This is a genomic window from Enterococcus sp. DIV1304_2, from assembly GCF_050555445.1.
Classification (GTDB): domain Bacteria; phylum Bacillota; class Bacilli; order Lactobacillales; family Enterococcaceae; genus Enterococcus_B; species Enterococcus_B pernyi.
Map to the genome: position 1 here is coordinate 1,740,110 of NZ_CP187851.1, position 14,926 is coordinate 1,755,035.

At 37.3% G+C, this 14,926-nt stretch carries 13 protein-coding genes; 1 reads left to right on the forward strand and 12 read right to left on the reverse strand.

What is annotated here, in order from left to right:
* Positions 1-12: 12 nt before the first annotated feature.
* The 3 genes from hemW to IGJ14_RS07995 all read right to left on the reverse strand — a co-directional run bounded on the left by hemW (position 13) and on the right by IGJ14_RS07995 (position 2,914).
* On the reverse strand, positions 13-1,194 hold the full coding sequence (hemW, locus tag IGJ14_RS07985) for a radical SAM family heme chaperone HemW (protein WP_019724031.1): 1,182 nt from the start codon (positions 1,192-1,194) through the stop codon (positions 13-15).
* A gap of 90 nt (positions 1,195-1,284) precedes the next feature.
* Positions 1,285-2,709, reverse strand: coding sequence for a tyrosine-type recombinase/integrase (locus IGJ14_RS07990; protein WP_430607418.1), 1,425 nt, complete (start codon positions 2,707-2,709; stop codon positions 1,285-1,287).
* Positions 2,693-2,914, reverse strand: a complete 222-nt coding sequence (locus IGJ14_RS07995) for a hypothetical protein (RefSeq protein ID WP_430607420.1) — start codon at positions 2,912-2,914, stop codon at positions 2,693-2,695. Before IGJ14_RS07995 ends, IGJ14_RS07990 begins: the two co-directional genes overlap by 17 nt.
* Before the next feature lie 153 nt (positions 2,915-3,067).
* Between IGJ14_RS07995 and IGJ14_RS08000 the strand changes: the two genes are divergently transcribed.
* Positions 3,068-3,592, forward strand: a complete 525-nt coding sequence (locus tag IGJ14_RS08000) for a hypothetical protein (protein ID WP_430607423.1) — start codon at positions 3,068-3,070, stop codon at positions 3,590-3,592.
* Positions 3,593-3,626: 34 nt separating this feature from the next.
* Here IGJ14_RS08000 and IGJ14_RS08005 read toward each other — a convergent pair whose 3' ends face one another.
* The 9 genes from IGJ14_RS08005 to IGJ14_RS08045 all read right to left on the reverse strand — a co-directional run bounded on the left by IGJ14_RS08005 (position 3,627) and on the right by IGJ14_RS08045 (position 14,832).
* Entirely contained in the window at positions 3,627-4,166 is a 540-nt protein-coding gene (locus IGJ14_RS08005; protein ID WP_430607425.1) for an EF0163 family protein, read from the reverse strand.
* Positions 4,163-4,390 (reverse strand): hypothetical protein, encoded by a 228-nt coding sequence (locus IGJ14_RS08010; RefSeq protein WP_430607427.1) that lies wholly within the window; start codon positions 4,388-4,390, stop codon positions 4,163-4,165. Before IGJ14_RS08010 ends, IGJ14_RS08005 begins: the two co-directional genes overlap by 4 nt.
* A gap of 12 nt (positions 4,391-4,402) precedes the next feature.
* Entirely contained in the window at positions 4,403-5,437 is a 1,035-nt protein-coding gene (locus IGJ14_RS08015; RefSeq protein WP_430607429.1) for a phage tail tip lysozyme, read from the reverse strand.
* Between the two features lie 37 nt (positions 5,438-5,474).
* The gene (locus IGJ14_RS08020) at positions 5,475-7,496 is read right to left on the reverse strand and encodes a hypothetical protein (RefSeq protein ID WP_430607431.1); all 2,022 of its coding nucleotides are present in this window, start codon (positions 7,494-7,496) and stop codon (positions 5,475-5,477) included.
* Between the two features lie 11 nt (positions 7,497-7,507).
* Positions 7,508-10,012, reverse strand: a complete 2,505-nt coding sequence (locus IGJ14_RS08025; protein ID WP_430607433.1) for an ATP-binding protein — start codon at positions 10,010-10,012, stop codon at positions 7,508-7,510.
* A gap of 13 nt (positions 10,013-10,025) precedes the next feature.
* Positions 10,026-10,415: a conjugal transfer protein gene (locus IGJ14_RS08030; RefSeq protein ID WP_430607436.1), complete on the reverse strand. Its 390-nt coding sequence runs from the start codon at positions 10,413-10,415 to the stop codon at positions 10,026-10,028.
* Between the two features lie 9 nt (positions 10,416-10,424).
* Positions 10,425-10,649, reverse strand: a complete 225-nt coding sequence (locus tag IGJ14_RS08035; RefSeq protein ID WP_066026190.1) for a hypothetical protein — start codon at positions 10,647-10,649, stop codon at positions 10,425-10,427.
* A gap of 3 nt (positions 10,650-10,652) precedes the next feature.
* Positions 10,653-11,636, reverse strand: a complete 984-nt coding sequence (locus IGJ14_RS08040) for a conjugal transfer protein (protein ID WP_430607439.1) — start codon at positions 11,634-11,636, stop codon at positions 10,653-10,655.
* Between the two features lie 103 nt (positions 11,637-11,739).
* Positions 11,740-14,832: an MSCRAMM family protein gene (locus IGJ14_RS08045; RefSeq protein WP_430607442.1), complete on the reverse strand. Its 3,093-nt coding sequence runs from the start codon at positions 14,830-14,832 to the stop codon at positions 11,740-11,742.
* Between the last annotated feature and the right edge of the window lie 94 nt (positions 14,833-14,926).

The window sequence follows — 14,926 nt, forward strand, 5'->3', positions numbered from 1 at the left end:
TTAAACAATCATTTAGTCGTTTGCCAAGTCCTTATCCAACAAAAAACGTTCGAAGACATTATTCCCTAAAAAAGTTCCTTTTTGTGTCAAATATACTCGGTCTTCTTCATTCACTAACAACTCTTCTGCTACTAACTCATCAAGGACAGATTGATACAACGACTCAATCGATTGACCATAACGCTGTAAAAAGTGTTGCTTCTCAATGCCCACTTTTTTTCTTAAACCAAGAAACATTTCTTCCTCGATTTGATTCTTACGAGATAACTCTTCACGCTCTAATACCGGTAACTCACCTTCACGTAACGGACGCAAATAATGTTGAATCGGGCCTTTATTTCGATACCGCGTATGATCCAGATAGCCACTTGCCCCTGCGCCAAAACCGAAATAGTGATCATTATTCCAATACATCAAATTGTGTTGCGATTCATGACCGGCTAGACCAAAATTACTGATCTCATATTGATGACGTTGGTGTTTTTCCATCGCCGCAATCGTCTCTTCAAACATCCGTGTCTCCGTCTCTTGATCTGGCAACTGCAACCGTCCTTGTCGAACCCAATTCATGAACATCGTTTTATTCTCTAAAATCAATGAATAAAGGGAATAATGAGGCAAGTCTAAGGCTAATGCCCGCTCCAACGTATCAAGATAGCCTTCTAACGTCTGCCCAGGTAACGCATAGATCAAATCAATGCTGACATTTGAAAAATTTTCCGCCTCTAAAAATCGCATCGTCTCGTAGACATCTTCTGCCGTATGTTTTCGACCAATTTTCTTTAATAAACGATTATCAAAAGTCTGGACCCCCATCGATAAACGATTGACCCCATAATTCTTCATTACCTGTAGTTTTCCCCTCGTCAAATCACCAGGATTCGCTTCCACCGTAAACTCTTTTCCTTCATTAAAAGGTAAAATCTCTCTTGCTCCAGACAATAGTCGATCGAGCTGCTTAGCCGATAAAGAAGTCGGCGTTCCACCACCAACATACAGCGTCTCCAATTCATTCACCGGACGACGCTCCATCATGATCGCCATTTCCTTTAGTAGCATTTCGACATACTCATCCACTGGTTGTCCTTCCAGAAACACTTTATTGAAGTCACAGTAATAACAGATATGCTCACAAAACGGGATATGGATATAAGCAGAAACCTTATGTTCTGCGGATTTGTTTGTTTCTTTCATTGGTTTTTCTTTCTCCTTACGTCAAAAAGTCGTACCGCTTTTCGACCACTCTTATAAAAGCATACTATACGTATTTAACAAACAAATCCACTAAAAAATCCAAGAATCGATTTCTTGGATTAGTTTTTCTTTGGTTGTATTGGAGACTTGGTTGTAAATTTCCAGTGTGGTTTTCATGTTGGCATGCCCTACACGTTCCATGATTGCCTTGATTGGCATGCCTGCTTCGGCGAGTAGAGAGATATGGGTGTAGCGGAAGGTGTGGGAGCTTAAATGTTTTTGGAAGGATGGATCTTTGGTCTTTATGATAGCTTGGATGGATAGATTGCCTTGACCGTTTAAAAACTCATTTAATGAGTGATAGACAACTGGTGTGCCATTTTGTGTTTGGAAAATGGTAGCTGACTCAATAAATTTTTTTGAAGCAGCAATCGTTCGGATCGATGAGTAGCCTTCTTTATTATAGTAAGTTTTCTTATATTCACCTTTTTGACGTTGCTTCATTTCTTTCTGGCGTGCTTGATTTACTCGGATTCGATTCTGAATGATTGCGATCGATCGCTGGTCCAAATCAACTTCTCTAACCGAAGAGAGAGTTTTAGGCGGATTTCGCACATACTCTTTCACCGTTCGTCCGGCAGCTACTAGTCCTTCATCGATCCGCAACTTATAGTTCGTGAAATCTACCTTATCAATCGTCAACGCCCCTAATTCGCCAATTCTTAATCCATTGCGGATCAAAAACTCCACTACATCTAAGTATAGTTTGTTCATCTTATTGATTTCGTGATTCTGCTCATACTTCTCGTTGATTGCTTCTAATAATAGTTGGATCTCTTGTTTCTCCAAAAATTTTTTCTTTCGACGTTGTAGTGATTTTCTTTTTCGATCCGCAGGAATTTTTAGTTCAATTTTCTTTAACTCAAATTGAATCAGATCATGTCGGTAGCCATAGACTAAAATCTGCTTTAACAAAGAACGAATTTTTTCCAACGTCGCTTGTTCCAGATAATCATTCTCCCTTTTCGTCCGTATCAATAAAATATCCGCCCATAGCCCTTCAATCAACAAAGGAGTGATTTGTTTTAAAGAAGTCTGTTCATCGATAAAAGGCATCAGATACCGCTGCAATATTTGCTTCTGATAATCAGCAGTCGTTTGACGAACGGTCGGCTCCCACGCCTTCAACCAAAGCACAACTAGCTCGCCAAACGTCTCACAGTACTTGCCATTAGAAAACACTATATACTTCTGAAATTCTTTTTCAATCGCTTCATACAAATAGCGCAACGCTTGTCGCTCACTTTTGATTCCCTTCGCTTTCCAATTCACACTTTTCTTTCTTGTTTTCTCTTTAACCGGATCATAGTATACCTGAAACGTCCGCAAATAACTTTTCTTATCAATCGTTGTATAGGCACTTCGCAAATACTGTTTAAAATCTGAAGCCTTCAGAACATCCTCCTTTCCAAATAAAAAAAGCACATAAGCAAAAGAATCAAAACCCTCGCTCATGTGCCTTCCATTTTAAAAATTTTATAAACCCTTCTAAATTGATCCAAACTAAGCGCTGCGTTGGATTAATGACATACTGATAAAACTCTGGACTCTGTCGCATTTCCATCAACCAGAGGTTTAACGTGCTTTTGGTTAAGCCTTCGAAGCGGTTGAGTATACCTTGTTTGTTTAGCCAGATTCCCTTAGGAGAATAACTACTCATCTTTACTCCTTTATTATATTATAATATAAATTTCAGCTATTTCTTGTTATAATAACTAAGTTGGAAACTAATATTGAATTAGTACCCCCCTAGATTTATTTTTACAAGAAAAACCATTTAATTCAATATTTATAAAATTTGAGGTGAATTTCTATGAAAAACAATAAAAATCAACACCCTACAATTAAGTTAGCAGGTAATTTCTCTTTTTTCCTTACTTTCTTTTCTCTAGCATGGATCGTATATTTATTTCCCAATACAATTGTTCCACAATATAGCGTACTCATAGCAAAAATCCTCCTAATCATTAGCTCATTCTCTGTAAGTTTATTTGATGATAAAACTAAAGTTACAAAAAATACGTTTTCAGATATTTCTATAGGATTTGGGTTTGTCTTAATATTCATTAGCTTTATTAATCCTTCTTATAATATTGCTTTTAAAATTATATTATATATAATTCTTTTTTTCGGATTATTTGGCACATATAGAGGTATATTCATCCCTATATCACAATATATTTTAGCAAAATCCAGTAAAACAACTACTAGTGAGAAGAAACCGAGTAACCATAGCATCAATAATTCATTTAAATTCCTACAGTTTTTTTTAAATATTTTAGAAATTTTAGCTGCTTTAGTAACTGTTTTACAATTTGCAGGAATACATCCATTCTAAGATAAGTTTTTTCTAAATCTATAGGGCCTTGGAATCAATACTCCTGCTTCAACGTATTATAAGTCATCTCCGCCACTTTCCCGTCCTTCACTTTTGCCAACAACATTATCCGGATAGGTGAACCGTTCTGAATACAGTCTAATAAGACAGCATACTCTTCTTTATCGTTCTGATAAATAGCTGTTACTTTTCCTTCACTGCCAAGACCATTGCCGGTTTCAATATCGATACCGTTCATCTTGATACATTCTTCCGTCATCAAGTCTTTGAGATTTTCATTGCGGTGATTCAGACTTTTGAAATTGGCGTAGGCTTCTCCGTATTTTTGTAAGAGTTCCATGTTGTCATTCTCTGTGTGTTTCTCTTCTGATTCTATCGTCTTAGTCGCTTCTTTTGATTCTGTCGTTTCACTGATTTCTGCTTCTTCTGTTGTTTGAATCGTACTGACTCCTACAGCTTCCATTGATCTTGCGCTGCTTGTTGTCGTAGGTGTTGTTGATTGACTTTCTTCTTGACTGCAGCCAGCTAATAATACGATCCCCAGAAGTAGCCCAAATAGATAATAGCGTTTCATTGATTGACCTGCTTTCTTTTATTTGTTGGTACACGAATCATTTCTTTTGCATAAACGATTTGTGAGAAGCGACCGACTGAAAACTTGATCTTGTACTCTTTATTATTTAGTGATACGAGATAGCCATCTTCAAACCGACGAACGGCAAATTCTTTTTTCTTGCAACCAAATTTCTCGCAAATTTGTTTCATTTGTCTTCGATTCAAGCCTGTTTGCAAAAACATGTAATTCCCCCCTTATTTTTTTCTGATAATACTTGATACACGAGTAAACTCTCTGCCCCATTGTCGCGAATATCTCGCACAAATTTGTCCTTGTCCGGCATTTTGTTCATACGTTGTAAATTTCCCATCGCCTTCAACACTTGCAATAATACCGGTATGACCGTATGTTCCAGGAGAAAGTGCTTGTCCCGCATACCAATTGATTACATCTCCTGCTTTTAACTCCGAGTATTTTGGATTGAAAATCACCTCCCAATCGTACGCTTTCCAGTCGTAATCACTGCCAATCGATTCTGCATACATAAAACCTGACCCCATCAATTGTGGACCGCCAAGCTTTTGTACATAGTAGGCAGTTAAGCCGTAACACTGACCACCATTGATCATTTGACCCATCACGTCTTCCAAAATGTCAATTTTGCCACCACCAATATTGGCGGAACCATTTCCTAGTGACCCTTCAAATAAACGTTGATACCAATTGATCGCACTCGTCTTTCGTTTATTCTGTTCCAAAGGATCATCTTTTGTACCTGCACGTTCCCAGTACTTTAAAATATCAACGGCTAAACTTTCCGTATCTGTACCGGAAGACATATTGTTTAGGAGCGTACTATCTGATCCGTCATGGTACCAAGCAAAGTCCATTTGAATGGCGACTTCTTCCCATTTTCGTTTCTGTTCTTCTGCTCGATTCAATAAATTCACTCGTCTACCTGAATCCCATTGTGCTAATCCTATTGCATAGCCACCAATTGCTGGATTGTATGCCCAAATCGGATTAAAAGCGAGATCACTTTGGATTCTTGATGGAATCAAGCCACTTTCGTGTTCCATATTGCCAATCCATGCAGCCGCAAATTCTTTTGTTCCTCCTTGTTGCTCAACAAAATTGGCGACTTCCAACGCAACTTCTTCTTGTGGTGTCATTGGATCAAACGTGGAAGTATCACCGTTTTGACTAGAAGAAAAGACACCTAAAAATAAAAGGAAAGGTACTAAGAATACAAAACAGCTACCTATAGCTAGATACGCCTTTTTTTTCATTTTTCACCTCAATTCTAAAAAAAGAAGACTGATATTTTCACCAGTCTTCTACCTCATGTTGTGTTGATTGTTTTTCTTCATCGATCGAGAAAAATTGTTCTTCTGATTCTGTCCATCCGGTATGTTCCCATTGTTGATTAAAAGATACTTGATTCACTTGATTGACTGGATCATTTACTAGTAGTTCCGGATCATGTTTTTGATCGAAAAAGGCTTGTTCTTCTTTAGCAAATTGTAATTCATCAAAATTATCAACGGAGACTTCTGTTGCAGCTTCTCCTATTTCTGGTACTTCCGTTACTAGTTCAGTTGCTTCAAAGTCTTGTTCAACTATATCTGATTCTGTTTCGATGGTTTGTTCCATTAGATCATCTCCAAGTTGTGATTCATCGATAACCAATTCATCCGATTCAGTCAACGAATGATCAACTGTTGGATCTTCATCCTGTATTCCAGTTAGGACATCTTCCAATTCAAAATCATCGAACGCTTCTTCTTCCAACTCTTGGAAAGAAGCAGGACCATTTTCTAACTCACCTTCCAATGATTCACTCATTTCTTCCTCTAATTGAACATCATCGTACGTTGGTGCCTCTGTTTCTTCTGGATTCTCCGGTTGAAAGAATGATTCCATTTCTTGCTTCAATCCAGAAAAACGTGGATTTGGTTCGGTAAAATGTTCATTTCCTAAATTCATTGCTTTGTCCTGACCGGACATGAGTGTTGAAGCACCTTGTAATGCCATTCCCATATTGCCTGTATAGCCACCAATACCAACTTGGGCTGCGGCAGTTGTTTTTTCGACTATATTTTCTGTTCCTGCTTTAACTTTCTCATTTACTTGCTTTTCAAAAGCCGGTTGCTGAATTTGTCCTTCAGAAAAGAAACTAATGATCCGGTAACGATTCTTCCAAAGGTTCTTTAAAAAGATATATTTCACCAAAATCATTAAGACCATTGTTCCTAAAAGAACCATGCCATTTGATAAGACGTTTAAAAGACTTTCATTGATCTGTCCGATTATCCCTAAGAAGGCTTGATCGATTAGTCGATTGACCCAAAATAGGACAGCAATAAATACACCAAAAATGACTGGTAAAAATAAGATACCAATCAATGCTTTAAAGAATTTGAACATCAAGGTTTGACATCTTGGGAAAAAGGAAGCCAAGGCAAAAATTGGAAACACTAGTATCAGTAGGATCACAAGAATCTGAATGACCATCAGCATGATATTAATATAAATCACTGGAAAAGCTAGAATAAATAAATTGGCGATCCCTACCCAAATGGCAAAGCTTTTTTCCATCGTTTTTACACCATCTTGAGAAAAATAAGGATTCACTTTTTCAAGGGAACTAAGATACTCGTCTCTCTCTTTTATAAAATTCGTGCGATCTTCTTCCGATAGATTTGGTGATTCTAATAATTTCTTCTCATCTATCTTGTCCCCATTTGCCATCTTGCCATCCAATGAACCACTATTTACAAAAGTGAATGTTTGTTGCACAGTCGCATCAAACATTGGACTTTGATAGACACCATTTCCTCCTTGATTTGAATCAGAAGAAGTATTCGCCCCTGCGATAAATTGTGATTGGATTACTTTTGTTACCTCGGTAACGGATTTGATAAGAAATGTAGAGGTATTGAAGTTCCCCTGTGCAGTCGGTACTTGTCCAAACCAACCGAAGAATATGAATGCCACAAATAAATAATGTAGCAAGACTTTCATAAAATTTCGACGATTGGAGAAGAAGTTCGCTAAGAGGTAATAGGCACTAAAGATAACTGCTAAGCCCATTAAACTGCCTGCACCAAAGCCAGTACCGCCAAAATTATTGAGTATTCGTACCGACATATTAAAAACTTCGGTCTGTTTCGCAATGAAAAAATCCGATTGATTGACAATATTTTCGCAAAAGAGAAAGAAGGAAGCACACATTCTTAGAACAAAAAATGGAACGCCTACGAAGAACCAATTGACTACTTGCCAACCTTTGTCTAGTAAACCACCATCTACCATATAAGCATTGTAACTATCAATTAAATACTTCATGCCACTCTCCTTTACAGCGCAAAACGATTTTCCATGACAGAAGCATCGGTATCATCCACTGTTTTGAATAATTCCAACCATTCTTCAAAAATCACATGGACCACGACTCGATTGATTTGCCCAAACATATCTTTCAATAAACATTGCCCTTGGACCATATTCGAGACCCATTTCATGTTTTGTTCATTATTTGGTAGATTCAAATAGTTGAGTATACCTTGACGATTTAGTTCTTCATCAAAACAGATGACCGAACCAAAACCAGTCCCATCGTCTTTATCATCCAGATCATTTACGGATTGTGTGATCAGTACTAAAAAGTTGTTGAACGATCGACCAATTCGTTTCATCGATTTCAAAATAGCTTTTCCTTCTGGAGACGACTGAAAAATCCAACTTTCATCAAAAAAAGTGACCGTTTCTTCTTTGGGATTGCGTGAACCAAATTTTGAACAAAAAGTACCTAAAGCAAACATTAGTGTAACCGACAATCGTTTATTTTCATCCATCTGTTCATTCTTATCAGTCGGTAAATCTAAATCTTCAATTTCCAGAATCGTTACCTTTTTGTCAAAAGACAATCCTGGCACTTCACCATGTGAAAAAGCCAATTCTAAAATGGAATTTCGAACTGTAGAAATCAGGAAACGACCCATATCCTGTACATCGGGTATGAGACTCTCTGCTAAACGCTCAATCACTTGCCAAAAACCTACTTTCTGTCCAGATTTCCGTTCTTTGACGACTGCTGCGATCGTTTCATTAATTTCCGTCTTTTGTTTTAAGTTCCATGTGCCTTCATAAATATTTGTCAGCATCGCTTTAGCAGTTGCAATAGCTTCTGTTTCATCAAATAAAACAATCGGATCGAGAACCCCACGATTCTTTTCTTCACGAACATCTAATGTCACAAAATTGAAGGTACGGATAAATTTAGTATCGAGTGGGTAATTTTTTTGATAGGTCGGATCATTAATCGTGTGCATAAACTGTCGTCGCATTTCTTTTTTCGGATCAATATACAACACTCGATCTTTGAGTGTGGCGCATTCCATAAATAATTTTTTCGCTGTGACTGATTTTCCACTTCCTGTATCACCGGTTAATGCCCAATGTGGATTATTGGTTTTCTTTCCGATTACATCCTGTTTATTTGCTAAAAACATATTCATGTAAATCAAATTCTTGGAATTTAACAAAATAGCTTTGCGGTCTTCTTTCTCCTCTAAGGTTGTATCAACACGACCAAAATAATAACCAAGTTTCGTTCCAGCTTTTAAGGAAGTAAAGAAATTCAATTCTGCAAATGATTCGATTGTACTGGTATGTTGCCACTTCTTCTCTTTCATCCGCATAAAATTGCCAAATAAAGTAGATTGAAATAAATAAGGATTGTCGAACGTCGCTTTTAGTAGAGGAATGCCCAACCCATCAAAACGATTGATCAAATACTTCTTTCTTGCCTGCATTTGTTTTTTTGAACGACCGCAAACAATCAAGATAGCTCGCCAATCGATAATATCTATGCCATCATCAATTTTCTGATCCAAGTCATCTAAAGATAGCTGACCTTCTACAATTTTTCGCTTTTGCTTAGATCCTGCTAAGTGTGCCTCTTGCATAATATTTTTTGTACGTGTCCTTGCACGAGCTGAACGACCGGAAAGTGCTAATTGTCCTTTACTTTCTGCAAATGATACTTGAACCTTCACTTCTACTGGAAAAGGCATTTTTTGAACGATTTCGAGCAAATGATTACCATCTAAAAAGACACCGAGATCTCCAACTGGAAGATAAGAAACATGACTTTCTCCCTGCTCACAAGCAAACTGCAATCCTCCTAAAAATTGCGGTTGAATTTTTGTGGACATTAAATTGTCCAGCTTTTGACTAGCTAATATCTCTTCTTTATCATGAGGAATATTCTTTAAAAACTGATAGGCTTGATAATAATACAGCTCATCTTCTGTTAAACGTTCTACCAATAATTCTGAAAGATTTTGATACACTTCCTGCTCTTGTTCGTAGTAATCCTTTTCCCAGTTTTCTTCCACATCGATTGAAAATCCTAAACTTGTTATGACTGTTTCTGTCACATGGTTGATTGCTCTTGACACGTTTTCTTTTATATCAATAGCGATATCTTTTTTTATTAGGGGAACGCCGAGTATCCATGCGTATTCATAGACCATTCCCATTTCCTCTTCCAGTATCATCGCTGTTTTTTTCAATTTCTCTACGCCAATAGCATAATTCTCTGGATCAATCAAGGTACGCATCGCCCCCATCTTTCCTCGAATATCTGCATTTACTGGCAATAAGTTGATTTCGAAACCTTCACTTCCTTTTAACCGCTTCAACGTACGAGCTACTTTTTTCTTTGTTTTTTGTTTCTTTTCAAAATCTGTCAACATCACCGTTTCCGAACGAATGCGATAATAAGCGATCACAGCTTTTTCTTGTGTCAGCACCATATTTTTACTACGTTGTTCCAACAATGGGTATTCTAATTGCATGTCAAACTCCTTCCTATCGTTTAAATGAGAATTCTTCCAATTCATTGATTCGCTCAAAAGCAATAATCGGACGCTTATCCAAGATATAGTCTTTGGTATAGCTAAAAAAATCTTTCAAAAAGTGGTTCGCAGATTTACCGTCTGGTTCTGTTTCGGAGTACCATCGAGCGATTTTATGAGGGAAATACAAAACAAGTAGTAAGTTTAGATCGATGCCAAAAATAGTCGGTAGCGTAAATCTTGACCATAAAACCATTCCAATCATAAGCAATACGATCAACATCAACACATAAGACATATTTAACGGTTGGGCAAACACCCATACCACTTTTCCCTTCGGCGATTTGATTACTTGTAATGAATAAGGTGCTTTTAATCCTCTTGAATAATCATAATACTTCATCTTTCGACCTCACATACTGATTCCAAATAAACTGAGAATCCACTTCAACAGATTAAACGTGTTTCTTCCTTGATTGTTCGCAAAGTCACTTAGAATCAAGGCAATCAAGATCACAGAGCCAATTTTTAACCACTCCGCCCCTTTCCAATGTTTCAAGATCAATATAATGACACCAAATGCTAAAATGGTCAGAAAACCATTCTTTAAAAAATTATCCAAATTACTGACGTTCATAAATTAATTCCCTTCCTTTTCCGTAAAATAATGTTTCAGTGTATTCACAAAATAAGAATTCTCTGTCCGTGTTAGCCACAGTGAAAAGTTTTCCGTATAGGCTGCATTTGTTAATGAATCGGCAAAAGTCACTGACACCTGCACACCTATAACGTATTGTTGCTGCGTATCAAAATAAGTGACTTCACTTGTATCGACAGCCACAAGTTCTAAGCCTTCAGGTGATTCAATTGCTTCTTTCATCAGTAACATTAATTCCTGCTTATCTGCGGAAGCATACTTTTCAAAAAACATTTCTAAGAATGTTTCTACCTCTTCTTTTTCATTTCCACTTAATTCGATCGTTTCTTTCGTTTTCTCTAATTGATCGGTCTTGCCTTGTGGTAGACGACTAGTCAGAAAATAAGGACGACTAACAATAGCAAAGAGTTGATCCTTGGCTTGAATGGGTAACACCATTTCTTGCGTTCGTGTCTCTGTTTCTTCCGTGCTTTTCACTTCGTATACAACGTTTAAATAAACCAGTAAGCACTCTGTTTCTTCAACTGTTCTTGTCACTGTTGCTTGTTTGAAATGACGTGAAAACTCTAACTGTTCATTTCCTTTCTCATCGATCAATGCCACATCAAACGATAAATAATTTGCCAAACGATCAAGTCGTTCTTTTTGTTTCCCTTCCTCTGCCTTTCCATCCATATTAAGATATTCTTTTGCAAAACTTGTGGCGTAAAATGCCAAAGCTGCTGGATCGTAGCTTTCTTTTGTTTCAGTTGTCTTTTGATTATCCTGATTGATTTGTTCAACTTTACTCGCTAATTGATCAAAATTCATCGCAACGACATTGGAACGGATGACACCTACGACTGCAGCAAGACACAAAAGAAAAACGATAGCAAACACCACTCGATTCGCTTTCTTTTGAGACAAGTGTTTCACTTTAGGTTGGGGTTCTTTTTTCTCCTTTTTCCTGATCTTCTTTAAGTCCATGTTTCCTCCTTATTTTTATTTTTTTGCATAAAAAAGACCTAGTTATTATCCAAAGTTCAAGGACTCTAACTAGGTCGAAACCTTATTCATATTTATCCATCATTTATTTAGACTGACGTCTACTTAACCGTAACAGCCAATTGACTCCAACAAAAGAAAGTAAAATTATTCCTAATAACAAACCAACCATCGTTTGTTTGCTTCCTGTTTTAGGTAATTCTTCTTTTATCTCTTTTGTTTTCGCCTCTGTCTTCTCTCCTGGTTTTTCTGGAGTTTTAAAACTGACTGTTTGCTCTTTATTCGTTAAGTCATCTTCACGAGCTACTTCATTTTCCAGCGTTTCTTCATAATAGATCACATGAGTAGCAGTCAACTGATCACCGTCTTTCAACGTATTTGCCTTTAAATTCAAATGGGTTTCAAATTGATCCTCTTTACTTTTAGCAGTATAAGAAGAGATTGCTTCACTTACTACTTTTCCTGTTTTCGTCTGCTTGTATTGCGTAACCACTGTATACGTATGACCAAGTTCAATCGCTGCCCCTTTCATCCATACGGTATCTTTTAGCTGATTATCTAAAGTTGGATCTAGCTCTTTCTGTCCGTTGGTATCAGTAAATAAACTTGTCAGTTCTAATTTTTCCCTTTCGTTATAGGCTTCCAGTACAATCAATTCACCATCTTTTTCAACCGTTACTGAAAATTCGAGTGATTCTTCTAATGGTAAATAGCCATCCAATGGTACTGTTTCGATAAATTTATACGAACCGTAAGGCAAGTTTTTCACTTGGATTTTTCCTTCTTGATCCGTCAAAAACTCATCAATCAAGGTTGCTGTCTCTTCGTTTTCCTCGCCCTTTTCGATTTGGTATAATTCAAATGCCACATTTTCTAACGGTTGCTCATTTAGACGATCACGCTTGATCAATTCTACTGTTTGTCGAGCTAGTCGATTGGGTACTTCTAAGCGAATCAGAGCATTTACATCCTCTTCTGTCACGCTAAACACTAAGGGCTCTTCTAAGGGGACATACCCTTCAGGTGCTTTCATTTCATGAAGTTCATATCGGTCAACACCCCAAGGAAGACTTTCCGTTGTAACGATTTCTCCTTTTTCATTCGTTTCAAAAATTTCTGTCTGTTCTGTATCATTTGGGCGAACCATTGAAATGAACGCCCCTTCCCCTTCATTTGCCCATGTATCAAAAATTTTGAACTGAGCGCCAGCATACGGAATATTTTGTCCAGTTTCTTCATCTACTTTGACAATATGCAAACGTGACTCAATGATTCGATCCTCCAACAAGAATAAATGAGTGTAGCCCTCTTCCGTGATTGTGACGTCAAAAGGTTCAATTAATAAATAGCCATCAACACCCTGTGTTTCCGCTATCGTATAGGTATCATAAGGCAAATTTTCAAACTTAAAGTAACCATTCTCACTAGTCACTTGAACATATTCCTGCCCGGTTGTATGAGAAGTAGCAGTTAACTCCACACCCTCTAGCGGTGGTTTCACATCACTTGATTGGTTGGTCAATCGTTCGAGCATTTCCGTAAATGTTTTGGGGATCAACGGTCTCGACCCAAATTTATACCCTTCCACATGACCTTTAATGACACGATCAGTCACTGTTTTCTGGTGGATCGCTACTGTTTCATTTTGACCTGCATAAGTCAAATTAACTGTATACTTCGTTGGATCTAAATTGTAGCCTACAGGTGGCTCTACTTCTTGTAAATAGTAGGTACCAAGTTTTAGTCCTTTAATTTCTGCTTGTGCAATCCCATCTACATCTTCCATCGTCAAGCGACCGGCTAGCTTTCCATCCGAACTTGTTAATTCATAAACAGCCCCAGTTAATTGTGCAGCTCCTTGTGGCTGACTCCCTGTTTCCTCATCTTCTTTGATCACAGTTAAATTTGCTAGTTGTTCCTGATTGTCTAACGAAATCGTTGTGGTTTCGTTTGCCTTGATTGTCAGGGTTTGAGGATTAGAATTTAAAATATAGCCATCCGGCGCTTTGATTTCTTGGATCGTCACCTTTGTATCTACCAATAAATCATTCCAAGTCGCATAGCCATCCGAACCACTTGTCAGTTCTTTTGTTTGTCCATCAGATGTAGTAAAACGAAAAACGGCACCTGCAAGTGGTTGCTTCGTGGTTTGATCCACTTTGAGTACTCTTGCATTGCCGTTTTTTTGGACGTTGATCTGAAAATTTGTACGAACTGGATCATTCACTCTTCCTACCATAACATTCTGTGTATAGGGATTTTCATATACTACAATCGCACCTTTATAGCTACCATCAATATTGTATTGAAATTCAATTTTACTACTAGTAGGTGCCTCTTTAGTTGCAGTAATAGTTACTTGATTACCTTGTCTAGTAATCGATAAACCTTGTGGCGTTGAAATAGGAGTACTTTCATAGTTGTTAAATGCTCCTGTTGTATCAGTTAGCGTTTTACTCTCTCCAACTTTTAAAGTTACAGTTTGTCCTTGAAAGGAAGGATTAGTATAAAATTTGTCTACATTAGCCATAACTTCTGACTTAAACGCCTGATAATCCGCCATCGAAAGTACTCCAGACATATTGAGTGGCATTATTCCTTGTTGTTCCCAACTTAATAGCTGCGTCATAATCTCTTTGTATAACGTATGACCGGAAACAATGATACCATAATACTTAATCAATGAAACCCTTTCCATCAACGCGGTATTTTGGAACACAGCTGTATATCCTCCATTTGAGCCAACATTTACAGCAACTCCTTGTTCGATACACATTGCAATTTCTCCATTGACGCGCTTGCCGTACCAACCGTATTCTCTATTTCCATTAGATAATTGAATATCAATATTCGCTACGTTGGTACTAGGATCTACATAGACAATACTATTTCCTGCTCGAATTTTGCTATCAAAATTAAGCATCTCGCTAATTAAAGTTTCACTATAATTTTCTGCGGTAGTTGTATAAAGTTTTCCATCTTGACCTTGAACTAACTTGTTTTTCTTTAAATAGTCATTTACTTTTTCTTGATCACTACTTGGTTTATTTTTTATTTGACTAGTTTGATCGACAGGTTCAGTGGTTGTAGCAACAGCTAATAAACCTTGACTTAAAAATGAGCTTAATAACATACCAATAATGAACCAGATTCTTAATTTGATTTGAAATTTTTTCATGTATGGTCTCCTTATATTTTTTACAAAAGAAAAAGCCTTCAATGATTGAAGGGCTTCGGCAATATCTACTTATTTTAATCCATCTCCTATCAGA

Coding starts and splice junctions, on each gene's coding strand:
- hemW (WP_019724031.1), bottom strand. CDS start 1,194: ATGAAAGAAACAAACAAATCCGCAGAACATAAGGTTTCTGCTTATATC.
- IGJ14_RS07990 (WP_430607418.1), bottom strand. CDS start 2,709: ATGAGCGAGGGTTTTGATTCTTTTGCTTATGTGCTTTTTTTATTTGGA.
- IGJ14_RS07995 (WP_430607420.1), bottom strand. CDS start 2,914: ATGAGTAGTTATTCTCCTAAGGGAATCTGGCTAAACAAACAAGGTATA.
- IGJ14_RS08000 (WP_430607423.1), top strand. CDS start 3,068: ATGAAAAACAATAAAAATCAACACCCTACAATTAAGTTAGCAGGTAAT.
- IGJ14_RS08005 (WP_430607425.1), bottom strand. CDS start 4,166: ATGAAACGCTATTATCTATTTGGGCTACTTCTGGGGATCGTATTATTA.
- IGJ14_RS08010 (WP_430607427.1), bottom strand. CDS start 4,390: ATGTTTTTGCAAACAGGCTTGAATCGAAGACAAATGAAACAAATTTGC.
- IGJ14_RS08015 (WP_430607429.1), bottom strand. CDS start 5,437: ATGAAAAAAAAGGCGTATCTAGCTATAGGTAGCTGTTTTGTATTCTTA.
- IGJ14_RS08020 (WP_430607431.1), bottom strand. CDS start 7,496: ATGAAGTATTTAATTGATAGTTACAATGCTTATATGGTAGATGGTGGT.
- IGJ14_RS08025 (WP_430607433.1), bottom strand. CDS start 10,012: ATGCAATTAGAATACCCATTGTTGGAACAACGTAGTAAAAATATGGTG.
- IGJ14_RS08030 (WP_430607436.1), bottom strand. CDS start 10,415: ATGAAGTATTATGATTATTCAAGAGGATTAAAAGCACCTTATTCATTA.
- IGJ14_RS08035 (WP_066026190.1), bottom strand. CDS start 10,649: ATGAACGTCAGTAATTTGGATAATTTTTTAAAGAATGGTTTTCTGACC.
- IGJ14_RS08040 (WP_430607439.1), bottom strand. CDS start 11,636: ATGGACTTAAAGAAGATCAGGAAAAAGGAGAAAAAAGAACCCCAACCT.
- IGJ14_RS08045 (WP_430607442.1), bottom strand. CDS start 14,832: ATGAAAAAATTTCAAATCAAATTAAGAATCTGGTTCATTATTGGTATG.